Annotated in this window: 17 protein-coding genes and 2 pseudogenes; 11 read left to right on the top strand and 8 right to left on the bottom strand. The window is 72.1% G+C overall.

Features of this window, described 5'->3' with window-relative positions; translation table 11 throughout:
- The first annotated feature begins 17 nt into the window (after positions 1-17).
- From LNW71_RS31415 to LNW71_RS31405, 3 genes and pseudogenes are all read left to right on the top strand, one after another.
- Positions 18-2,371 (top strand): annotated as a pseudogene (locus tag LNW71_RS31415) (FHA domain-containing protein).
- Between the two features lie 9 nt (positions 2,372-2,380).
- Positions 2,381-3,127: a hypothetical protein gene (locus LNW71_RS31410; RefSeq protein ID WP_250971275.1), complete on the top strand. Its 747-nt coding sequence runs from the start codon at positions 2,381-2,383 to the stop codon at positions 3,125-3,127.
- Positions 3,127-4,161 carry a serine/threonine-protein kinase gene (locus LNW71_RS31405; RefSeq protein ID WP_250971274.1) on the top strand — a complete coding sequence of 345 codons (1,035 nt, stop codon included), beginning with the start codon at positions 3,127-3,129 and terminating at the stop codon, positions 4,159-4,161. Before LNW71_RS31410 ends, LNW71_RS31405 begins: the two co-directional genes overlap by 1 nt.
- On the opposite strand, the gene LNW71_RS31400 is transcribed toward LNW71_RS31405, so the two are convergent.
- The gene (locus LNW71_RS31400) at positions 4,141-5,343 is read right to left on the bottom strand and encodes a streptophobe family protein (RefSeq protein WP_250972218.1); all 1,203 of its coding nucleotides are present in this window, start codon (positions 5,341-5,343) and stop codon (positions 4,141-4,143) included. The genes LNW71_RS31405 and LNW71_RS31400 overlap by 21 nt on opposite strands.
- A gap of 283 nt (positions 5,344-5,626) precedes the next feature.
- Here LNW71_RS31400 and LNW71_RS31395 point away from each other — a divergent pair.
- Positions 5,627-6,957 (top strand): annotated as a pseudogene (locus tag LNW71_RS31395) (DUF6777 domain-containing protein).
- Between the two features lie 174 nt (positions 6,958-7,131).
- Positions 7,132-7,668 (top strand): excalibur calcium-binding domain-containing protein, encoded by a 537-nt coding sequence (locus LNW71_RS31390; RefSeq protein WP_250971272.1) that lies wholly within the window; start codon positions 7,132-7,134, stop codon positions 7,666-7,668.
- Positions 7,669-7,697: 29 nt separating this feature from the next.
- Here the strand turns inward: LNW71_RS31390 and LNW71_RS31385 are convergent, their stop codons facing one another.
- Positions 7,698-8,399: a 2-phosphosulfolactate phosphatase gene (locus LNW71_RS31385; RefSeq protein ID WP_308294537.1), complete on the bottom strand. Its 702-nt coding sequence runs from the start codon at positions 8,397-8,399 to the stop codon at positions 7,698-7,700.
- A gap of 295 nt (positions 8,400-8,694) precedes the next feature.
- On the opposite strand from LNW71_RS31385, the gene LNW71_RS31380 reads away from it, so the two are divergent.
- Positions 8,695-8,943 carry an SCO4226 family nickel-binding protein gene (locus LNW71_RS31380; RefSeq protein WP_250971270.1) on the top strand — a complete coding sequence of 83 codons (249 nt, stop codon included), beginning with the start codon at positions 8,695-8,697 and terminating at the stop codon, positions 8,941-8,943.
- A 103-nt stretch (positions 8,944-9,046) separates the two neighbouring features.
- Here the strand turns inward: LNW71_RS31380 and LNW71_RS31375 are convergent, their stop codons facing one another.
- The 3 genes from LNW71_RS31375 to LNW71_RS31370 all read right to left on the bottom strand — a co-directional run bounded on the left by LNW71_RS31375 (position 9,047) and on the right by LNW71_RS31370 (position 12,336).
- Positions 9,047-9,901 (bottom strand): alanine dehydrogenase, encoded by an 855-nt coding sequence (locus tag LNW71_RS31375; protein WP_308294536.1) that lies wholly within the window; start codon positions 9,899-9,901, stop codon positions 9,047-9,049.
- The gene (locus tag LNW71_RS36595) at positions 9,850-10,176 is read right to left on the bottom strand and encodes a hypothetical protein (RefSeq protein ID WP_308294535.1); all 327 of its coding nucleotides are present in this window, start codon (positions 10,174-10,176) and stop codon (positions 9,850-9,852) included. The genes LNW71_RS31375 and LNW71_RS36595 overlap by 52 nt, the downstream gene beginning before the upstream one ends.
- A 270-nt stretch (positions 10,177-10,446) precedes the next feature.
- On the bottom strand, positions 10,447-12,336 hold the full coding sequence (locus LNW71_RS31370) for a rhamnogalacturonan lyase (RefSeq protein WP_308294534.1): 1,890 nt from the start codon (positions 12,334-12,336) through the stop codon (positions 10,447-10,449).
- 214 nt (positions 12,337-12,550) lie between these two features.
- Between LNW71_RS31370 and LNW71_RS31365 the strand changes: the two genes are divergently transcribed.
- Positions 12,551-14,626 carry a SpoIIE family protein phosphatase gene (locus LNW71_RS31365; RefSeq protein WP_374119476.1) on the top strand — a complete coding sequence of 692 codons (2,076 nt, stop codon included), beginning with the start codon at positions 12,551-12,553 and terminating at the stop codon, positions 14,624-14,626.
- Positions 14,627-14,762: 136 nt separating this feature from the next.
- On the opposite strand, the gene LNW71_RS31360 is transcribed toward LNW71_RS31365, so the two are convergent.
- The gene (locus LNW71_RS31360; protein ID WP_250971269.1) at positions 14,763-15,257 is read right to left on the bottom strand and encodes a lamin tail domain-containing protein; all 495 of its coding nucleotides are present in this window, start codon (positions 15,255-15,257) and stop codon (positions 14,763-14,765) included.
- Between the two features lie 457 nt (positions 15,258-15,714).
- On the opposite strand from LNW71_RS31360, the gene LNW71_RS31355 reads away from it, so the two are divergent.
- Both LNW71_RS31355 and LNW71_RS31350 read left to right on the top strand, forming a co-directional pair.
- Positions 15,715-16,374: a TetR/AcrR family transcriptional regulator gene (locus LNW71_RS31355; protein ID WP_250971268.1), complete on the top strand. Its 660-nt coding sequence runs from the start codon at positions 15,715-15,717 to the stop codon at positions 16,372-16,374.
- On the top strand, positions 16,371-18,071 hold the full coding sequence (locus LNW71_RS31350) for an acyl-CoA dehydrogenase family protein (RefSeq protein ID WP_250971267.1): 1,701 nt from the start codon (positions 16,371-16,373) through the stop codon (positions 18,069-18,071). Before LNW71_RS31355 ends, LNW71_RS31350 begins: the two co-directional genes overlap by 4 nt.
- 213 nt (positions 18,072-18,284) lie before the next feature.
- On the opposite strand, the gene LNW71_RS31345 is transcribed toward LNW71_RS31350, so the two are convergent.
- A complete protein-coding gene (locus tag LNW71_RS31345; protein ID WP_250972215.1) occupies positions 18,285-18,923 on the bottom strand; it encodes a DUF6629 family protein in 639 nt (212 codons plus the stop codon).
- Between the two features lie 298 nt (positions 18,924-19,221).
- Positions 19,222-19,521: a DUF1876 domain-containing protein gene (locus LNW71_RS31340; protein WP_250971266.1), complete on the bottom strand. Its 300-nt coding sequence runs from the start codon at positions 19,519-19,521 to the stop codon at positions 19,222-19,224.
- Between the two features lie 278 nt (positions 19,522-19,799).
- Between LNW71_RS31340 and LNW71_RS31335 the strand changes: the two genes are divergently transcribed.
- The gene (locus LNW71_RS31335; protein ID WP_250971265.1) at positions 19,800-20,630 is read left to right on the top strand and encodes a PP2C family protein-serine/threonine phosphatase; all 831 of its coding nucleotides are present in this window, start codon (positions 19,800-19,802) and stop codon (positions 20,628-20,630) included.
- A gap of 67 nt (positions 20,631-20,697) precedes the next feature.
- Positions 20,698-21,693 (top strand): MASE1 domain-containing protein, encoded by a 996-nt coding sequence (locus tag LNW71_RS31330; RefSeq protein WP_250972214.1) that lies wholly within the window; start codon positions 20,698-20,700, stop codon positions 21,691-21,693.
- Positions 21,694-21,702 lie beyond the last annotated feature (9 nt).

Genomic DNA, 21,702 nt, shown 5'->3' with positions numbered 1-21,702 from the left:
ATCGATAGAATTCAGACATGGGAGAGCGGCCTGTCACGCCGACTGCACCCGAGCTCGTACTCGAAACCGACGCAGGACCCACGGTGATGAGTCCGGACCGGGAATACCACGTCGGGCGTGACCCATTGAGCGACATCGTCATCGACGACGTCCGGGTCTCCTGGCACCATGCGGTGCTCAGAACCCTGGCTGACCAGTGGTCGATCGAGGACGAGGACAGCACGAACGGCATCTACACCGGCGGGCAGCGGATCCACGAGGCGGACATCGGTCCCGGCACCGTCATCCGGTTCGGCCACCCGGCCGACGGACCACGCGCCGTCCTGGTCGGCCGTGAGGCGCCGGAACCCGCACCGCGGGCACCGGACCGCCCGTCCGCCGTCTCCGTGCCCGCGGCGACCGGCACCTTCCGGCAGCCGACCACCGTACGGCCGCTGCCCGCACGCACCGTGCGGATCGGGCGCGGATCCGGCAACGACCTGGTCGTCGACGACCTGAGCGTCTCGCGTCACCATGCCGAACTGCTGGCCCACGCGGACGGCACGTACGAGATCGTCGACCTCGGCTCGCACAACGGCACCTTCCTCAACGGCCAGCCGGCCGCCCGGGCACTCGTCTCCCCGGGCGACATCGTCGGCATCGGACACTCCGCCTTCTGCCTGGTCGGCGACACGCTGCAGGAGTTCGTCGACACCGGTGAGGTGTCGCTCGACGTGCAGGACCTGGCGGTCACCGTCGACAAGGGACGCAAGACCCTGCTCGATCACGTCTCCTTCCCGGTGGGCGAGAAGTGCCTGCTGGGTGTGGTGGGACCCAGCGGTGCGGGCAAGTCCACGCTCCTGAACGCCCTGACCGGACTGCGCCCCGCCGACGAGGGCACCGTCCTGTACGACGGGCGTGACCTCTACCACGACTACGCAGAGCTGCGTCAGCGCATCGGGCTCGTGCCCCAGGACGACATCCTGCACGCCCAGTTGACCGTACGCAGAGCCCTCGGATACGCCGCGGAGCTCAGGTTCCCGCAGGACACCGCCAAGTCGGAGCGGAAGGGCCGGGTCGACGAGGTGGTGCGCGAACTGGGACTCGAACAGCGCGCCGGCCAGCAGATCCACAGCCTCTCCGGCGGCCAGCGCAAGCGGGTGAGCGTGGCGCTGGAGCTGCTGACCAAGCCGTCACTGCTGTTCCTCGACGAGCCCACCTCGGGCCTCGACCCGGGGATGGACCGCTCCGTCATGCACATGCTGCGCGACCTCGCGGACGACGGGCGCACGGTCATCGTCGTGACTCACAGTGTGCTGAGCCTCGACGTGTGCGACCGGCTGCTGGTGCTCGCGCCCGGCGGAAAGATCGCCTACTACGGACCGCCGCAGGACGCACTGGAATTCTTCGGTTTCGCCCAGTGGCCGGAGGCGTTCGAGGCCTTCGAGAACGACCACGACCGTCCCTGGGCCGCGGAGTTCGCGGCCTCCTCCTTCCACCGGCAGTACATCGCCAACGCCACCGCGCAGCCGCGACTGCCGCACGCGGCGGCCGCCGCAGTGGCTCCGCCGCCCAAGACCCGCAGCTGGGGAGCCCAGTTGCGGACGCTGGTGCGGCGGTACGCGGCGGCGCTGAGTGCGGACCGTACGTTCCTCGTCATCATGATCGCGCTGCCGTTCGTGATGGGTGCGATGGCCCGCGCCCTGGCCGGGAGCAAGCTGACGCAGGAGACGGCGATGAACGCGTTGCTCATCCTGTGTGTGGGAGGCGTGCTGACGGGCGCCGCCAATGCCGTACGCGAACTGGTCAAGGAACGGGTGATCTACCAGCGGGAACGCGCTGTCGGGCTGTCCAGATCCGCCTACTTGATGTCCAAGGTCGTGGTGCTGGGCACCATCACGGTGCTGCAGGCCATCGTCCTGACCCTGGTGGGTCTGGTGGGTGTCGACCTCAATGCCCCGGGCGGCAAGGGGTTCTCCTGCCACCGCTGGCCGAGATCACACTGACCGTGGCGCTGTTGTCCTTCACCGCGATGATGCTGGGCCTCCTGGTGTCCGCGCTGGTGCGCAAGGAGGAGGTCACCATGCCGCTCCTGGTGCTCCTCGCGATCGTGCAGGTCGTCTTCTGCGGTGCGCTGCTGAAGCTCCACGGGGTGCCCGGGATCGAGCAGCTGGCGTGGCTGATCCCGTCCCGCTGGGCGCTGGCGGCGATGGCCGGGACGGTCGGGCTCGGCCGGATCGTGCCCGGCAAGCTGACCAGCGACCCGCTGTTCGAGCACTCCGCCGGGATCTGGCTGCTCAACATGGGCATGCTGGTGGTGCTTTCGGTCCTCTTCGGATTCGCGGTGGCGAGGCTGTTGCGCCGGCACGAGCCCGCCATCATGCGGAAGTAGGGGCGGCCCATGGCGACCGAGGACTTCCGCCCGACCCATGTCGTCCCCCAGGACGGTATGCCCGCCTGGGAGTCACCCGACGTGTCCAGGCCCACCGAACCCCTCGACCCCCTGCTCCCCGTCCAGCTGCTCGACCGGCGGGGCGACTGGGGACAGGTCCTGTGCGCCAACGGCTGGTCGGCCTGGGTGGACGGCCGCCTGCTCGTGTCCGTGCCGCAGGATCCGCCGCAGGCCGGACAGCCGATGGCGCGCACGGCGGACCCGCGGCCCCTGATGGCCCGTGTCCAGGAGTCGCTGGGCCAGTTCCGCCGTGCCGCCGAGGAACTCGCCGACGGCCGCATCGACGGGGAGACCTTCCGCCGCCGCACGCAGGGACTTCAGGTCGGCATGGTCGTCCACGGCGGCGCCGTGTGGCTGTACGACGCGGAGCACGAGCGCTGGGTGTACACGGACGGGACCCGGCTGAGCACCTACGCGGCCTCGGCCGGTCCCGGCCGGCCCAGCGGGGCCCCGGCCGGCGGCGCTGCGCAGAGCTCAGGGGCGGGGCAGGAATACGAACAGGAACGGAGCCCCGCGCCGGCGCCCGAAGCGACCCGGCTCGTCTCCCCCACCGCGTTCCGTCCGCCGGAGCCGCCCGACACCGATGACCGAGGGGCGGGGGGACCCGGCGCCGCGGAGGAGACCCAGCTGCTGCGCCCCACCGAGGACCCGGGCCCCTCGGCCTCGCACCCACGGACCCGGCCGGGTGAGAACTGATGGCTGCGCCCCCCGGTCCCCCGCACGACTCCTCGCTGCCCGCCGGACGGCCCTCCGAGCTGATCGGCAGGCAGATCGCGAGCTATCTCGTCGAGCGCGAGATCGGCCGCGGCGGGATGGCGGTCGTCTACCGGGCCAAGGACCTGCGGCTGGACCGTACCGTCGCGCTCAAGCTGCTCGCTCCGGAACTCGCCCGCAACGACACCTTCCGCAAACGGTTCACGCATGAGTCGCGGGTGGCGGCCGCGATCGACCACCCGCACATCGTGCCGGTCTTCGAGGCCGGTGAGACCGAGGGCATCCTCTACATCGCCATGCGCTACGTGGCCGGGCGGGATCTGCGTGCCCTGATCGACCGGGAGGGGCCGCTGCCCATAGGGACCGCGCTCCGGATCGCCGCCCAGGTGGCGTCGGCGCTCGATGCCGCCCATGACCACGACCTGGTGCACCGCGACGTCAAGCCCGGCAACATCCTGGTCGCGGCGGGCACGGACAGCGACCACCCGGAGCACGTGTATCTCACGGACTTCGGCCTGACGAAGAAGTCGCTGTCGCTGACCGGATTCACCTCGGTGGGCCAGTTCGTCGGCACGCTCGACTACGTGGCCCCCGAGCAGATCTCGGGCCGGCCGGTGGACGGGCGCTGCGACGTGTACAGCCTGGCCTGTGTCGTGCACGAGACGATGGCAGGCGCACCGCCGTTCCAGCGCGACGACGACATGGCGCTGCTGTGGGCCCACCAGTTCGATCCGCCGCCGCCGCTGACGGGCATCCGCCCGGACCTTCCGACGGGCGTCGACGAGGTACTGGCGAAGGCCCTGTCCAAGAGCCCGGACGACCGTTACGACTCCTGCCTGCAGTTCGTGGCCGCCCTGCGTGCCGCGGCGCGGGGCGGTGTCCGCGACAGCCATCCGGCGACGCAGGTGGACCGGCGGATCGGCAGCTGGACCACCGGCTCCGAGCCGCCGCCCGTACCGCCGCGGTGGGCGCTGCCGGTCTTTCCGGAACTGCGCTCAGGCGTCGTCGGCGAGTGAGGAGCGGGGCTCCGCCTGGCCGCGCCGGTGGACGCGTGAGGCGAGCAGCCCGCCCAGAAAGCCCGTCACCAGACCCCACAGGATGGCGAGTCCGAGCGCGCCCCACAGGCGCGGCCGCAGCAGCACCTCTCCGCCCAGGCCGCCGCCGAGGTCTCCGAGGCCCAGCAGGGAGAGGCCGTAGTGGGCGGAGATCCGGGCGAGCAGGCACACGGTGAGCACGGTGAGTGCCAGCGCCACGGCCATGTGCACGGCGTGCTGCCAGGCGCGCATCCTGGCCGGTGAGCGCGCGGCCATCAGGAACGCGGCCGCCAGGGTGAACAGCGCGGCGGCGACGACGGCCCACCAGACCCGGCCGTCCTGTTCGGCGAGCGTGCGGACGTTCAGGGTGGACAGGTCCGGTGTCCGCAGCACGGAGTCCAGTACCTGGGGCATCGGCAGCCCGAAGGGGCCGGTCACCCGCCCCTCCCAGGACGCCCCGAGGCCCAGGGTGAACACGAGCCAGACGACGTTGGGCAGGCCCAGCAGGATCACGGCCACCGTCTCGGCCGGATGCCCGCGCGTCACCACGACCACGAGAGCGATGACCAGCCCCAGCACGACGTACGCCAGCAGCAGCGCCACCATCGCGAACGCGGCCGGGCGTACCGACTCCTGGAAGCGCAGCAGCCGGCCGGGCAGCGGCGCGCCGCGCGACACGAGCAGGGCCAGGACCATGACACCTGCCAGCCAGACGAGGCCGAGGACGAGGGTCAGCGGGATCTCGGCCCGGAATCCGACGCGGGGAGCGGAGTCCAGTACGTCGCCGATGTCGCCGCCGGTCGGATCGGCGGCCGGGATGTCGAAACTCTGCCGGGCCAGGACGGACAGGCCGATGAGGACCACGGCCCACAACAGGGCGACCCGGCCCGCCCAGCCGGCCAGTTCGCGGGTGGTGGCGACGGCGTGGTGTCGCCACGGGCGCAGGAACCCGGCGCCGAGGACCAGCGCGCCGACGAGGGTGACCGAGAGCGGCAGGGCCGAGATGTCCGCGTGCGTCCGGGCGAGTTCCCCGGCGTTCCCCGACAGGGCGACCGATCCGCCCGCCGCCATGACGACGACGGCCGCGACCACCCGCGGGAACGAGCCGCCGGGGAGGTCCGCCGCACCGGCGGCCCACAGGCCGAGGGCGGCGGTGACGGCCATGACCACCAGCCCCGCGAGTACGGCCACGAGGGCGTCGGCCCAGCCGTGCGCGGCTCTGCGTCCCGTACTGCCCCGGACGTCGGGTCCTTGTTGGCTCACGCGCCCACGCTAGGCATCAGCCGCACGCGCCGCCCCTCGGGTGGGCCGGTCGCGTCGGTTCGCCGGCCGGGGACGCCGGGCGCACCACCGGCCCGCTTCGGCTTGCGGGCAGCGTCGAACCGGGGCACACAATGGCACGTAACGTAATATTCCGGCACTCCCCTGGCGTTGGGAAGAAGAGCCCGTGAGTGACCAGCCGCCGTCTTCCGGCCGCCCCACAGGACCCCCTCCGGCCCCCTCTCGGGCCCCACCCAGCAGGGGCCCGTGCCGCCGCCTCCCGAGCGCCCGTCCGGCCCTCCCGCCGGCCCACCGTCCGGCGGCAGCCACGGCGGACCCGGCGGTACGGGCGGACCGGGCGGGCCGGTCGGCCCGGGCGAGTCCCCGCAGGGGCCCGGCAACGGGCCCGCGCCCAAGCACCCCTGGTGGCGGTCGGTGCCCAAAGTGGCGACCATCGCCATCGCCCTGGTGGCGGCGGTGGTGCTGACCGTCGTCCTCACCCGGCCGGACGGGTCGAAGTCGGCGGGCGGCGAGGTGTTCCTGCAAGCGGCCGGTTCGACCGGACCGGACCCGTACACCGGCTCGACCGCCCGGACCAGCGCCACCGCCACGAAGCCCACCACGGTGCCGAGCCCGGCGGCGAGCGCCTCCCGGACCGCGGCCAATGTCACCCAGGGCGTGACCGGTTCGGCCCCCGGCCTGTACGGGGGCACCCGCAAGGTCGCCGCCTGCGACGTGGAGAAGCAGATCAGCGCCCTGACGGCCCAGCCCGGCAAGAACAAGGCCTTCGCCTCCGTCGAGAACATCACCCCCTCCGGCGTACCGGCGTACCTGCGCTCGCTGACACCGGTCCAGCTGAGGCTGGACACCCGGGTCACCAACCACGGCTACGTGGACGGCGCGCCTACCAGCTATCAGGCCGTGCTCCAGGCCGGTACGGCGGTCATGGTGGACGACCGCGGCGTGCCCCGGGTCCGCTGCGCCTGCGGAAACCCGCTATTGCCGCCGGTCGCCCTGAAGGGCACACCGAAGGTGACGGGCGACGCCTGGCCCGGTTACCGAGCCTCGAACGTCGTGGTGGTGGAGCCTGCGCCACGCCCGGTGGACAGGTTCGTCATGTTCGACCCGCGAAGCAAGGGGTGGTTCTCGCGCGACGCGGGTGACACGGGCGGCGGCGACAAGAAGACCCACCGGCCGGCCGACTCCAGCGCCTCGCCGTGTCCGCCGCGGTCCGGCGGCGCGTCCACCGGAGCCTGCGACCCGGACTCCTCCTCGTCGCGTTCCCCGTCGTCCGACCACTCCTCCGAGCCCTCGTCACCGCCTGACGAGGCCTCCACCCAGCCGCCGCCCTCCGATGAACCGCCGCCTTCGGAACCGCCCGCCTCCGAACCGCCCGCTTCCGAGGCGCCGCCGACATCGGAGTCGGCGCCCGAGCCGGTCGCACCGCAGTCCGCACAGTCGCCGGCCCCGCCCGCCCCGCCGGCCTCCGGCGACGGCACCGCCGACGGGCCCGCGTAGGGCCGACCGGCACGGACCAGCGGCTTCCCCCGCCTCGGCACCCGCACCGAGGCAGGGACACACCCACCCCTCCTCCACCCTTTGGTCACAACTCCGTCACCAGCGGAACATCTCCCTCCCCCACCGCATACCGCACGGCTACGGTCATCCCCTCACGAAGTCCTTGGGGGATCCATGCCGCACAATCCGCCGTCGAACCAGCCTCCATGGGGTCAGCCGCCCCAGCCCGCCGGCCCCCATCCGTATGTAACGCCGACGCCACCGGAACGCCGACCGGGCTGGGCAAGGAAGCGGATCGTCGTACCCGCGGCGATCGTCCTGTTCCTCATCGGCGTCGGCATCGGCGCCTCGGACGACAGCACCGCGACGGAGAAGGCCGCCGAATCCAAGGCCGCGCCCTCGGTGACCGTCACGGCGACCGCGACGGCGACCGCGTCGGCCGAACCCGAGCCCGCGGTCACCGAGACCGTCACCGCGAGTCCGAAGCCGGTGCCGGCGGTCACCAGGACGAAGACCGTCAAGGTCACCGTCGCCCCCGACTCCGGCACCAACGGTGGCTCGGGCGACTCCGGATCGGACGACGGGGGCGGGGCGGCGTACTACGCCAACTGCTCTGCCGTCCGGGCAGCCGGCGCCGCCCCCATCCGTACCGGGGACCCCGGCTACGGACGTCACCTCGACCGCGACGGCGACGGGGTCGCCTGCGAATAGCGGCGCGGCGGGCAGGACCCCGCGGGCGATCAGGCCGAGGGGTCCTCGGCCGGCGAAGGCACCGCGCACGGACGCAGGACCATGAGCGAGTCCTCTAGGGCCGCCACCATGGCGAAGGGGAACCGGTCGAGTTCGAGGCAGAGGGCGACGTCGTCAGGATGGACACCCTGACGCACCCCCTGCGTCAACTCGTCCGCCGCGCGCGACCGGGCAGCGCGGCGGAGGTAATCGGCAGCGTCCGTCCCCGCCCCGGTGACCCGCCGGGCGATGTACTCGGCGCACGCCAGATCTTCATCGGCCTGCCCGTCCTCGCCGGTGACCACGAACGTGACACCGTCACTGCCGCGCGCCTGCAGGTGGCGAGCCGTTGCCTCCGCCACCACGAAGCTTGCGCACAGCACCAGTTGCGCTTCCCTGACCGCAAGGGCGCCGACCGTCCCCGCCGTGGTCTTCTGCACGACGGTCCGGCCGCCGAGGTCAACGGACCGCAGCAGCCCGGGCGAGTTGACGGCGTCGAACCCGGGCGCGGGCGGACCGTCCTTGATCGCCGCCCAATCCGGGTGGCGGGCCTTGAGCGCCAGGGCTTCGTCCAGCGACTCCGCAAGAACGATCTTTTCGGCTCCTTGGGCAAAGGCCCAGGCGGCCACGGTGAAGGCCCGCATGACGTCGACCACGACCGCCACCGACGGGGTTTCGACAAGATCGGCGATACCGAGGAAACGAGTGTCCATTCCGGTCATGATCGCGCATGCCCGTACCGGGCGCCCGGCGTCCGCGCAGGCCGCGCCTCCGGCTTGTCCACCGGCAGGCCCGGCACACGCAGGGCGAACCGCCCCGAACCGAAAGGCCACGGCCGTCCCTCCCTGCTCAACGGCGGCCGTCTGCGCGAAGGAGCGAAGTCCCCGGCGGCCGCAGTCGCCCGCACCGCCGCACAGGAGCACGCTGGAGAGAGCGGAACCGGAGCTGACCCGCGACTCGGCAACTCCGGTCCTCCGACCCCCGTATGCCGAAAGGGGGTGCGACACCATGCCTCAGTTCATGGACGTCCACCACGGGATGAAGGACATCACGGCCGACCAGCTGATGCAGGCCCATCAGGCCGACCTCGCGATCGAGAAGGAAGAAGGCGTCCACTTCGAGAAGGCATGGGCGGACCCGGCGTCCGGCACCGTGTACTGCCTCTCGGACGCACCCTCGGCCGAAGCGGTCCAGCGCATACACGGACGTGCCGGCCATCGGGCCGACGAAGTCCACCCGGTCCCCCTGGCCATCTGAAGACCTGCGCGGCGCGTGACCGGGTGGCCTGCCCCCTCTCCGCGGAGGGCTCCACGGGGCGGCGTACCCGGTGCGGGTACGCCGCCGATCCGGTGCCGCCGGTTCAGAGCAGCGCGTGCGGGTACGTCTCGGCGCGGTGCTGGAAGGCCAGAACCGCGGGGTTCCGGACGGCCCCGCCGCGGATCTCGATCGCCCGGCTGATCGTGCTGTCGCCGTCCCAGCCGGCCGGCCCCTCAAGGACCGGCCGCAGGAACGGGATCAGTGCCTCGCTGTTCTCCCACGTGGCCGCATCCCACAGGTAGGAGGGGCTGTGGTCCACTGCGTAGTAGTGGACGTGGTCACCGACGGTGAACATCGGCTCGTCGAAGGTGGTGGGCCGAGCCCAGGCGAAACCCATCCCCTCGTCGCAGGAGACGTCGATGACGAGGGTGCCGGGCGCGAGCTTCGGCAGATCCTCCTCTATCAGGAACATCAGCGGCGCAGCGGTGTCCTGGAGCACGCAGTTGACGATGATGTCGTGCCCGGCGAGAAACTCGGAAAGCGGCTCCGGGCCGTCCTCGGTGAGCGCGACACTGCGCCGCGGGTCGAGGGTGTCGTCGGCCACGTCGTGGTCGAAGCGCACGATCCGTGCCGAGTGGATCGGTGAGCTGACGGCCGTGGTCCCGCGGGCAGTCAGGACGTCCACGTCGTGAACGCCCAGCGCACTGAGTGCGGTTACCGCGCCGCGGGCGGTGGCGCCGAAGCCGATCACCGCCGCACGCCGCCGGCGCCCGTAGTCACCGGTCGCCCCGGTCAGCTGCATGGCGTGCAGCACCGACGAGTAGCCGGCCAGCTCGTTGTTCTTGTGGAAGACGTGCAGGCTGAATCCACCGTTCCGGGTCCAGTGGTGCATCGCTTCGAAGGCGATCACGGTGAGCCTGCGGTCGATGGCGGCCTGCGTGACCTTCTCGTCCTGCACGCAGTGCGGCCACCCCACAGCACCTGCCCCTCCCGCAGCTCCTCCAGGTCCTCGTGCAACGGTTTGGCCAGCAGGATGACGTCACACTCCGCGATCAGCTCCTCGTGTGTGCGGAAACCGGCGACCCACGGTGCGAGCTGATGGTCCGGAACACCGAAGTGCTCTCCGTATCCGGTCTCCAGGAAGATGCTGGACCGAAGGTCGGCGTCGATGCGTTCGAAGTGCGCTGGATGGATCGGCAGACGGCGTTCGTTCTCTTTACGGACCTGCGACATGATTCCGAGCTTGAGCTGTTGCAAAATGCCCCTCTGGTTACCACGTGTCTAACACACGGTGGATGCACCAGCTGTATTGCGGGCGATGACCAGTGCCGGGGGGATCGCCCCGACCGGCGTCAGCGACGGGGCTCAAGGCACGTTACGGGTGGCTTTGGGGCGGGCAATTCTCCTTTTTGGATGGGGTGTTGCGGGGTGAGGCGGGAGCGGCTGCGGATGGATCACCCGCAGCCGCCTTCTCATCCGCGCCGCCGAATCGTGGTCTCGCGGCTACGGCGTCGACACCTTCGGCCGCGGCGCCGTCGCCATGCCGCCGCCGATGAAGAAGCTCGGGTGCGGCGGCTGGTTGTACGCGGTGTTCTGCCAGGCCAGGGCCGCGCGGTAGGTGGTGTCGTGGAGCAAGGTGGTGATCTTCGTGCCGGTCTCGTACGGCGTGGAGTAGATCCGCAGCGCGGTGTTGTCGGTGGTCGGCCAGACCACTTCCTCGCGCCAGTCGCCGAACAGGTCGCCGGAGATCGCGGGAGTGGACTTCGTCCCGTTGCCGGAGTGGACCGATGCGCCGGTCAGCAGCCGGGTGTCGGCGGAGGTGCCGTACTTGTCGATGTGGGTGCCGTCGAGGAGTTCGCGGGTGGTGTCGCCGTCCCACCAGGCCAGGAAGTTGGAGCTGGAGGGTTTCCGGCTCGCGACGACGGCGCCCTTGGGACTGCGGAGGCCGTCGGCCGCGGCCGACCAGGACTCGGCGCCGGCGCTGCCCGGCCAGATGTCGTCGCTGACACCACGCCCGTTGTCACCGGCGGCAGGCGTCGACCAGATGATCTGGCCGGTCCTCGCGTCCGCCATCCATGACGAGGGCTTCGAACCGTCCTCGTCGACCTTGAACTCCTCCAGCCCGGCACGGGAGGGGTCGAGGTCGCCGACGTGCATGGCGTCGCCGTGGCCGTTCTTCGTGGTCCACAGCGCGTTGCCGTTGTCGTCCACGGCCATGGCGCCGTAGACGATCTCGTCCTTGCCGTCGGCGTCGACGTCGGCGACCGAGAGCTGGTGGTTGCCCTGGCCGTCGTATCCCTTGCCGGAGTTGGTCGAGCTGCTGGTGTCGAAGGTCCAGCGCCGGGTGAACGCGCCGCCTCGCCAGTCCCAGGCGGCGATGACGGTACGTGTGTAGTAGCCGCGGGCCATGATCAGTGACGGCCTGGCCCCGTCGAGGTAGGCGGTGCCCGCGAGGAAGCGGTCGACGCGGTTGCCGTAGCTGTCGCCCCACGAGGACACCGTGCCGCGGGCGGGGACGTAGTCGACCGTGCCCATGGCCGCGCCCGTGCGGCCGTTGAACATGGTCAGGTACTCCGGCCCGGTCAGGACGTAGCCCGAGGAGTTGCGGTGGTCGGCGGACGAGCTGCCGATCACCTTGCCCTCGCCGTCGACGCTGCCGTCCGCGGTCTTCATCGCGACCTCGGCCTCCCCGTCGCCGTCGTAGTCGTACACCTGGAACTGGGTGTAGTGCGCGCCGGAGCGGATGTTGCGGCCCAGGTCGATGCGCCAGAGCCGGGTGCCGTCGAGTGTGATCCCGTCGACGATCGTGTTGCCGGTGTAGCCGGACTGGGAGTTGTCCTTGGCGTTGGTGGGCTGCCACTTCAGTACGAAGTCGAGTGCGCCGTCGCCGTCGAGGTCGCCGACGGACGCGTCGTTGGCCTCGTAGGTGTAGGCGACCCCGTCGGGGGTCGTGCCTCCGGCGGGCGGGCTGATCGGCACGTCCTTGTAGCCGGTGCGGAACTGGATCGCGTGCACGGAGTCGCTCTGCTCGACGCCTGCGACGACCGCGCGCACGGTGTAGTCCGCGGAGTTGGGTGCCCCCGCGTGGAAGTAGTTCGTCGAACCGGTGACCGGCGACGCGTTGACCTTGGTACCGGCCCGGTAGACGTTGAAGGAGACGTCGTCGGCGTCGGTTGCCAGCCAGCGCCAGCTGATCAGGTTGCCGGCATCGGTGTGGACGCTGACGACGCCGCGGTCCAGGGCCTCGGCCTGGCGTACGGTCGCGGCATGCGAGGTCTGGCCCGAGACGGCCAGTCCGGCGACGGCCAGCAGACCCGCCGTCACCGCGCCGAGCAGGGTGCGGGTCCGGGTGGTGCGGCGTCCGCGGGGGGATCGGGGATGCGCAGGAGCCACGGTAGGTGCCTTCCGGAGTGGGGGCGGTTGTGTCACCTCAGTGGCCGCCGGGCCCGGGAAGGTTGCCGTCCATCCGTCTCCTGTTCGCGGCGGGCGCGCGGGGAGAGGGGTTCACCCGTCTGCCCCGGCACGGTGGCGGGCCGGGCCACGGGTGCGCAGGCTGTCCGCAGAGCTGCCGATTCACCGGGGTGGCGGAGCCTCATGGGGGTGCGACGTGTCGGACGCCGGTGCACCGGTCCCTGGGGCGACCGCGGGCGACGTCATGGCGGTGGCGCTCCTGGACACCCTGTTCAGCCAGTCCGCCGTGGGCCTGCACGTGCTGGACACGGAGCTGCGGGTGAAGCGCGTCAACTCCCTGTCCGACGCGGTCGCCGCCGAGCAGATCGTGGGGCTGTACTTCACCGAGGCGTACCGGCTCGAGGACCCGGAGGAGTCGGAGGACCTGCTGCGCGCGGTGCTGGAGAGCGGTGAGCCCGTGCTCGACCGGCTGACCCGCGGGCGGCTCATGGGGGCACCCGGCCCCAATCGCAGCCTGCTGGTCACCGTGCACCGTCTGGACAGCCCGGCGGGTCATCCGCTCGGTCTGCTGGCGTCGGTCGTGGATGTCAACGAACGGGAGAAGGCGCGTTCCCGGGCGGACTGCCTGGCCGCGGTACGCAGAGAGGTGGGCCACTCGCTGGATGTGGCGGCGACCTGTGAGGGGCTCGTCGCGGCGATGGTGCCACGGTTCGCGGAGCTCGCCGTGGTCGAGGTCGTGGACGAGGTACTGCGAGGTTCGGATCCGCCGCTGAGTCCGCTGGGACGCGAGGTCCCACTGCGACGCGCGGCGCAGCGGGGGCTGGGCGGCCACGGCCTGGCCGGCGAGATGCGGCGGCTCCCCGCCCGCACGCCGTTCGCGCTCGCCGTCACCGACCTGCGCCCCCGGCTGGCCGCGCTGGGCCCGGACACCACGTGGCTGGACGCCGATCCCGACACCGCGCGGATGGTCGAGGCGGCGGGGGCCCACTCCCTGATCGTGGTGCCGCTGAAGCTGCACGGCGCGGTCCTCGGCCTGGTGAGTCTCTACCGGTGCGGTGGCAGCGAGCCGTACGACGAGAACGACCTCGCCCTCGCCCTGACGGCGGCCGCCCACGCGGCGCTGAGCATCGAGAACGCCCGGCGCTACGAGCGCGACCACGTGATCGCGTCGACGGTCCAGCGCAGGCTGCTCCCCCAGCACGACGGTGCCCGGATCGCCGTGGAGACCGCGCAGGTGCTGCTCCCGGGGCGCAACAGCGGCTGCTGGTTCGACACCATCGGGCTGTCCGGTGCGCGTACGGCTCTGATCATCGGCAATGTCGAGGGGCAAGGACTGCAGACGGCCATCACCATGGGGCAGCTGCGCACGGTCATCCACGCGCTGGCGGGCCTCGACCTGGAGCCGGACGAGGTGCTGGCCCGGCTCAACGACACCGCCGACCGGCTGGCGCAGGAGCGCAGGTCGCTGCCGCCCGGCGACTCGCTGCACCGCCAGTCCCTGACCGCGACCTGCATGTACGCGGTCTACGACCCGTTCTCCCGGACCTGCACCGTGGCGCGGGCGGGGCATCCGGCGCCGGTGGCCGTCGCACCCGACGGCCGCCCGCTCGTCCTCGACGTACCGGAGGGGCCGCCGCTGTTCTCCGAGGACAGCGCCCCCTTCGCCACCGCGACGATCGAGCTCCAGGAGGGCAGCGTGCTGGCGTTCCTCACCGGCTCGCTGCTGACGGGCGCCCGGTCGGTGGCCCGGGTGCAGGACGCACTCGCCTATCCGGACCGCGGTCTGCAGCAGCTGTGCGACGCGATCGTCTACAACATGCCCGCAGACGCCCATCCCGACGGCGCAGCGCTGCTCCTCGCCAGGACCGGAGTCGTGCCGCCCGACCGGGTCGCGACATGGGAGCTGGCCCATGACACGACCACGCCCGCAGTCGCGCGCACGCTGGTGAGGGACCGGCTCGAAGGGTGGCACCTCGACGAGGAGACGATCGAGGCCACCGAACTGATCGTGAGCGAGCTGATCACCAACGCCGTGCGCTACGGCACTCCCCCGCTGCACCTGCGGCTTCTGCTGGACCGCACCCTCACCTGCGAGGTCCATGACACCAGCCCGGTGGCGCCCAACCTGCGCCATGCGCGCACCGTCGACGAGGGCGGTCGCGGCCTGTTCATCGTCTCGCAGCTCGCCACCCACTGGGGCACCCGCTACAGCACCGACGGGAAGGCCCTGTGGACCGAGCAGGAGGTTCCGCCCTTCGAGGGCGGGACCTGACGCGACGGCAGCCGCCCGTGGGTCACGGGCGGCCGCCGTTCGCAAAGGTGCGGCGCACCACGGCCGGGTGGGCCGTGGTGCGCCGCGGTCAGGAAGCCGACGGCAGCCCCGGGTTCAGGGGGCGGCCGTCAGCGGTTCAGCGGCGTCCGCCGTGGTGGCGGCCCCAGGACTTCGAGTCGACCTTGTGACCGCGGTCGTCCCGCAGGGTCGCCGTGTCGTTGCTGTCCCAGACGTAGCGGCGGAGGTCCTGGTAGACGTCGCGGCTGTTGTCGCGGCCGACACCGGTGTGCACACGCACCGAGGAACGGCCGGCCAGCCGCAGATTGAAGCGGTAGCTGCGGTGGCTCTCGTCGCTGAGGGTCCAGCCGCGCAGGTTGACCGTGTGGCGGCTGGTGTTGGTGACGGTGACCCATTCACCGTTCAGGCTACGGTTCGAGCCGTTGTCGCGACCCGGGCTGTTGTACTGGACCGCGCCCAGGACGACGGCCGAGCGCGGCGCCGGCTGGCTGTGACCGTGACCGTGGTCGCGGTCGTGGCCGTGGCCGTCTGCGACCGCCGGGAGTGCGGCGGCGGCCAGCAGTGCGCCGGAAGCGAGAACGGTGGCGGTGATCCGCCGTGCGGAACGGGACATGAAGACCCCTCAGGTGCAGGCCCGGGCCTTGCGATCCGGGCGTTGTTCGGTCCCGGCGTGATGCCGAGAAACCACACTTTGGCCTGGTTGCCGGGCCGGAGGACACCGCCCCGGTGCGTGTTACGAAGTGCGGACATTTCCGTCACAGGCGTTTGTAAGCGGCACACACCGAATCCTCCGGGTACCTGTCAATTCCTGTCCGCTGCATCCAGCCGTACGGCGCCGGGTTGACGCGGGCCGACGCGCCGGAGCACCGCCCATGGCAAGTCCGCACCGGGCCCTCGGATCCGGTCATTGAATCTGTAACAGCTACCGCACGGCCGGATCTGAACGCGCGTTCCCTTACCCACGGAAAGACCGCACCGATGTTCCCTCGAACATCGGACGAGAGGAGCGATTGCCCGGCGGGACCAGGAGTGGTTGAGTGGTACGCAAGTAATGAATCGGGGTTCAGACCATGGCTTACCGATCCACCGCCCGCACCGAGGCGACCCGGCTCGCGCACCGGGAGCGGTTGCTGGAGGCGGCACGGCAGCTGCTCGCCGAGGGCGGCTATGCCGCCACCGGCATCTCCGCGCTCGCGGAGCGGGCCGGCGTCGCCACCGGCAGCGTCTACAACCACTTCGCCTCCAAGCAGGAGCTGCTGGCCGCGGTCTTCCGGCATGTCGCCGGTCACGAGCTCACCGCCGTACAGGAGGCGGTGCACGCCAGGAGTGGCGCGGCACAGCAGCTGAGGGCGCTGGTCGAGGCGTTCTCGTACCGCGCGTTGCGCAGTCCCCGGACGGCCTGGGCGCTGCTGGCCGAGCCGGTCGATCCGCTCGTCGAGCAGGAGCGGCTCACGTATCGGCGCGGCTATCACGCGCTCGCCGAGTCGGCGGTGGCGGCCGGCGTCGCCGCCGGCGAGCTGCCCGAGCAGAATCCGCAGCTCTCGGCCGCCGCGTTGATCGGGGCGGTCGGCGAGGCGCTGCTCGGACCGCTCTCCCCCGTCGGTGAACGGGCCGACCCCACCGCGGTGGTGGACGGCATCACCGCGTGGTGCCTCAGGGCGGTCGGAGCCGCCGACCGACCCGGCCGACCGCCGACCCGCCCACGGACGCAGACAGGAACCCCGTCATGACCACCACCGCACACCCGGCCGGCCCGCACACCGGGACCGCGGCCCCGCACCGCACGCATGAGGTCACCAACCAGGCGCCGCCCCGCAGCGGCCTCGACGAGTACGGCACCAACGTGCCCCTCACCGAAGCCGTCGCCACGTTCGGCGCCGACTGGCACGAGCCGGAGCTGCACGGGATCGGCCGGCTGGTCGGCTCGGAGGCGTTCCAGACGAACGCCGAGCTCGCCCACACCTCCCCGCCCGTCCTGCGCACGCACGACCGGTACGGCAACCGGGTCGACGAGATCGACTTCCACCCCGCCTACCACGAGGTCATCGGCGCGGCCGTGCGGCACGGGGCGCACACCGCCGGCTGGGCCGACCCCAAGCCGGGCGCCGCCGTGGCGCGGGCGGCGACCTTCATGCTGTTCGCGCAGATCGAGCCGGGCCACGCCTGCCCGATGTCGATGTCGCACGCCGTGGTCCCGGTCCTGCAACGCGATCCCGAGGTGGGCCGGGACTGGCTGCCGGGCCTGCTCAGCCGTTCCTACGATTCCCGGCCGATCGCTCCGGGCGACAAGTCAGGCCTCACCTTCGGCATGGGGATGACGGAGAAGCAGGGCGGGTCCGACGTCCGCGCCAACACCACCCGGGCGCTCCCGGTGGCCTGCGACCCGGACGGCCGGGCCCATCTGCTCACCGGTCACAAGTGGTTCTTCTCGGCGCCGCAGTCGGACGCGTTCCTGGTCCTGGCCCAGGCCGAGGAGGGGCTCGGCTGTTTCCTGGTCCCGCGGGTGCTGCCGGACGGCACCCGCAACACCCTCCGCGTGCAGCGGCTGAAGAACAAGCTGGGCAACAGGTCGAACGCGTCGAGCGAGGTCGAGTTCGACGACACCTGGGCGGTGCGCGTCGGTGAGCCCGGCCGCGGCGTGCCCACCATCATCGAGATGGTCAACCACACCCGTCTCGACTGTGTGCTCGGCACCACCGCCGGGATGCGCCAGTCGGTGTCCGAGGCGCTCTGGCACGCGCACCACCGCAGCGCGTTCGGCGCGCGGCTGGCCGACCAGCCTGCCATGACCGCGGTCCTCGCGGACCTGGCGCTGGAGGCGGAGGCGGCGACCTGGACATCGATGCGGCTGGCGCACGCGTACGAGGGCGGCAGCGGGGAGTCGGAGGTGATGTTCCGCCGGCTGGCCACCGCGGTGGCGAAGTACTGGATCTGCAAGCGCGGCCCGCACCATGCCTACGAGGCGCTGGAGTGCCTGGGCGGCAACGGCTACACCGAGGACTGGCCGCTGGCCCGGCGCTACCGCGAGCAGCCGGTGATGGCGGTGTGGGAGGGCTCGGGCAATGTCATCGCGCTCGACGTGCTGCGCGGGATGGCCCGCACCCCGCAGTCGCTGGACGCGTTCTGGGCCGAGCTGGCGGCCACGGCCGGGGCAAGTCCCGTACTGGACGCGCACCTCGGCCGGCTGCGGCGGGAGCTCGCCGAGGGCCTGCGCGATCCGGTCGCGGCGCAGACCCGCGCGCGGGCCACGGTCGAGGGCATGGCGCTGGCCCTGCAGTCCTCGCTGATGCTGCGTCACGCCCCCGCGCCGATGGCCGAGGCGTTCGTCGAGGCCCGGCTCGGTGAGGAACGTGGTCACCAGTACGGGATCCTGCCGCGCGGCACGGACACCGCGGCGATCGTGGCCCGGCACTTCGGCGAGGGCTAGGGCGTGTTTTGAAAGTAGCGTCGTCCGCCCGAAGGGCGGGCCCGGCGGCGCCTGGTGCGTGCGATCGCAAGGCGCGGAAGTGGCCTCGTAGCGGAGCTACTAGGGCATTTCCGCAACGCCGCGAGCGTGCGTGCCAGGCGCCGCCGGGCAGGCGGGACTTTCAAAACACGCCCTGGCCCCGAAGGACCCTGACCAGGGCCCCGGCCCCGCGCGTCATGGCACGACGGGCGGGGTCGGCGAGGTGGCGGGGCGCCGCCCGGACCAGCCGAGCAGGACCACCGAGCACACGGCGGCGAACGCGCACCAGGTCGAGATGAACTCCAGTCGCCACAGGGCGGCGCAGACGGCGGCGCCGCCCGCGACCACCGCACCGAGCCACCGCAGCCACGGGTCGCCGGACATCAGCAACGAACCGACCGTGGCCAGGAGATAGCCCGCGACGAGCAGCTCAGGACGCGGCAGGTCCAGCACATATCCGAGGGTGTGACCGCGAATCTCCGCGGTCACGGGCCGGGCGGCCAGGCAGTACCCGAGGGCTGCGGCCGTCGCGGCCCCGGCCACCAGCGGCACCGTCAGCCGGCGTCGGGCGTGCGGCGGTGCGGAGCACAGCACGCCCAGCGGCACCCACAGCGCCAGCAGCGGCAGGGCGATGACGGCCCAGGCCACGGTGGCCGGGCCGGTGCCGCCGTCCGCGCGCCAGACCGCGGACTCGACGATCTGGTGGGCGCCCAGCAGCAGCGGGAGTGCGGCCAGCGGCAGGTCCCGGGCCCGGCGGGTGCGTGCGACGCAGGCCGCACCGATCGCCGCGACGGCGGTGCCCGCGACAAGGTCGGCGGTCGCACTCCAGCACATGGCGTCACCCGGGCGTTTCTCGTCGGCGGGAACCGGACTCGTCCCGGTCACGCTACGGCCCTGTCGGCACCGGCACCCCGGCCGACACCGGTCCGCACCCACTTGTCGGCACCAAGTACACGGGGAGGGACGAGCGGCGAGTCCAGCAGGGCGGGCACCGGGCATGTCCGAGCCGGCGCGGAGGCGTCCACGCCGGCTCGGTCCTCACCTGTGCCTGCTGACCGGCCATGGACCGGCGGGGCCGCCCGTCCCGGCTGCCGGAAAAGGCGGGTCCGCGGCGACGGCGGCGGGGCGGGTCTCAGGCTGTCGGGTCCGGCCAGGCGTACGGCGGCGGCACCGGTCCGTCCGCGGGCCCCGCGCCGGCCTCTCCGAGTTCGCGGTCGGCCACGCTCATCAGCTGACCCGCGACATCGCGCATCGCACGGCTCGCGGCGAGTTCGTCACCGATGGCGGGGACGTCCGGGTCCTGTGGGCTGCAGCGGGCGACCCCGTGACCGGTGAGTCTCGCCGTGCCGGTGTCCAGCACCGCCTCGGCGACGGTCGCGCCGTTCTCCTCGGTCAGGTCGACTCGGACCGTCCACTCCATCGTCCGGCTCATCGCATACCTCCCGGCCCGCGCCGGCCACCAGGCGCCGCCGCCGCACGGGTCCACTCCCAGCATCCACCCAACCGGCCCGGGACGCGCGTTCCGGCCTGCCGGGACCGGCTCGGCCTGCGCGGCTCCCCGCGCCGAAATAAGATGCAGTGAGCCACGTCCGCAGCAGCCGGGCGGCGGCCGAGCCTCACCCGGATCCGAGGCGCTGACTTCCCGGATCGTCCCGCCACGGCAGACCCCCTGTGGTGCGGCCCGCCACCACACGTACTGGGGAGCGGCCCATGAACCGGCGTCGTCCTCCCCGCTCGGCCAGTTCGGAGGAGCTGCTGACCACGCTCCAGCACCTCACCTCCCGCGCGCGCCGTGAGGTGGAACTGCACCAGGCGCGGGTGGAGCTGGCCGAGGCGCTGCAGCGCGAGATGCTTCCTTCGTCCCTGCCCGCCCTGCCCGGGCTGCAGACCGCCGCCCGATACACGCCCGCACGCAACGGGCTGGACATCGGGGGCGACTGGTACGACGGGTTCTCGCTCCCGGACGGTTCGCTCGCGTTCGCCATCGGGGACGTGCAGGGGCACGACGTCGAGGCGGCGGCCTTCATGGGCCAGATCCGGATCGCGATGCGCGCGCTGGCGGGCACGGCGATCGATCCGGGCGAAGTGGTGCGCCGGACCAATGACCTGCTGCTGTCCATGGACTCCGGCCTCCTCGCCACCTGTACGTTCGTACGGCTCGACCCGCTCACCCGGGAGCTCCAGAGTGCCCGGGCGGGCCATGTGGCCGCGGTGTGGGCCACGGCGGACGGCCGGTCCGGCACCACCGGGGACGAGGGCGGCCTGCCGCTCGGGATCCAGACGGGCGAGGAGTACCCGGTCACCACCCGGCGGCTGACGACCGCCGGGGCGTTCGTGCTCCTGACCGACGGCGTCATCGAAGGCCCGTCCTACCCGATCGACGAGGGGCTGGACGCAGTGGTGCGTCTGGTGCGCTCCCGGGTGGGCGACGACGCGGAGGAACTGGCGGACGCGATCCTGCAGACGGCGGAGCGTACCGGTCACGAGGACGACGCCGCCGTGCTCGTCCTGCGGCACGAGGAGTTTCCCGCCACCGGATGACGCCGCGATCCCGGCCGGTGCGTGTCACGCAGCCGCCGCCCACCGGGGCCGGTGTCTGATGAGAACCGTGATCCGCAGCGAGGAAAACCGGCGCAGGGCCGTGGCACTACTGCGCATCCTGGCAGTCGCCGCCGCCTACTACGCGGCCGGCGGCCTGGGGCTTCTCCGGCAGGTGTCCGTGCACGGCGCGGTGGTGACACCGCTCTGGCCGCCGACCGGGATCGCCCTGAGCTGTCTGCTGCACATGGGGCTGAGCATCTGGCCAGGAATCGCGCTCGGCTCGCTGCTGGTCATCGCCACACTCAGCGGTTCGGTGACGGCGTCGACGGCCGCTGTCGTGGCGGGCAACACGCTGGCACCCGTCTGCGCCTACCTGCTGCTGCGCTGGGCCGGTTTCCGCACGGACCTCGACCGGCTGCGTGACGGTGTCGCGCTGGTGTTCCTGGGCGCGATGGCCGGGATGGCCGTCAGTGCCACGACGGGCACCGCCATGCTCGTGCTCGACGACAAACTGCCCGCGAGCGGGTTCTGGTCGGTCTGGGCGGCGTGGTGGGCGGGGGACGTCATGGGGGTGCTCGTGGTCACCCCGGTGCTGCTGGTGCTGCGCAGGGCGCGGATGCCCAGGGCCACCGACCGGTGGGCCGAGGCCGGTGCGCTGCTGGTCGTCGCGGTCGCGGGTTCGCTGCTGGCCACCCGCAGCTCGCTGTCGATGCTCTACCTGGTGTTCCCGATCCTGATCTGGGCGGCGCTGCGGTTCCGGCTGGCGGGCAGCGCGCCGTGCGCCCTGCTGGCGTCCGTACTGGCGGTCGTCGCGGGCACCGACCGGGTGGGCCCGTTCGCCGGCCACAGCATCATCGAGGTCATGGTCAACCTCACGATCCTCAACGGGGCCGTAGCACTGACCGCGCTGCTGCTGGCCGCCGTCGTCGCCGAACAGCAGAACGTCCGCCGCCGGATCGAGCGCGCCTGCGAGGAGCTGGCCGATGTGGTGGACCACCTCGCGCCGGGCAGGTCGGCGGCCGCCTGGCCCTCCAGGGCGAGGGACGAACGCGAAGGCCGCTGATCCGGCCGA

Origin of the sequence: Streptomyces sp. RKAG290, from assembly GCF_023701695.1 — a bacterium.
GTDB lineage: Bacteria > Actinomycetota > Actinomycetes > Streptomycetales > Streptomycetaceae > Streptomyces.
The sequence above is the reverse complement of the archived record's forward strand: the minus strand, read 5'-3'. Positions and strand labels throughout refer to the sequence as shown.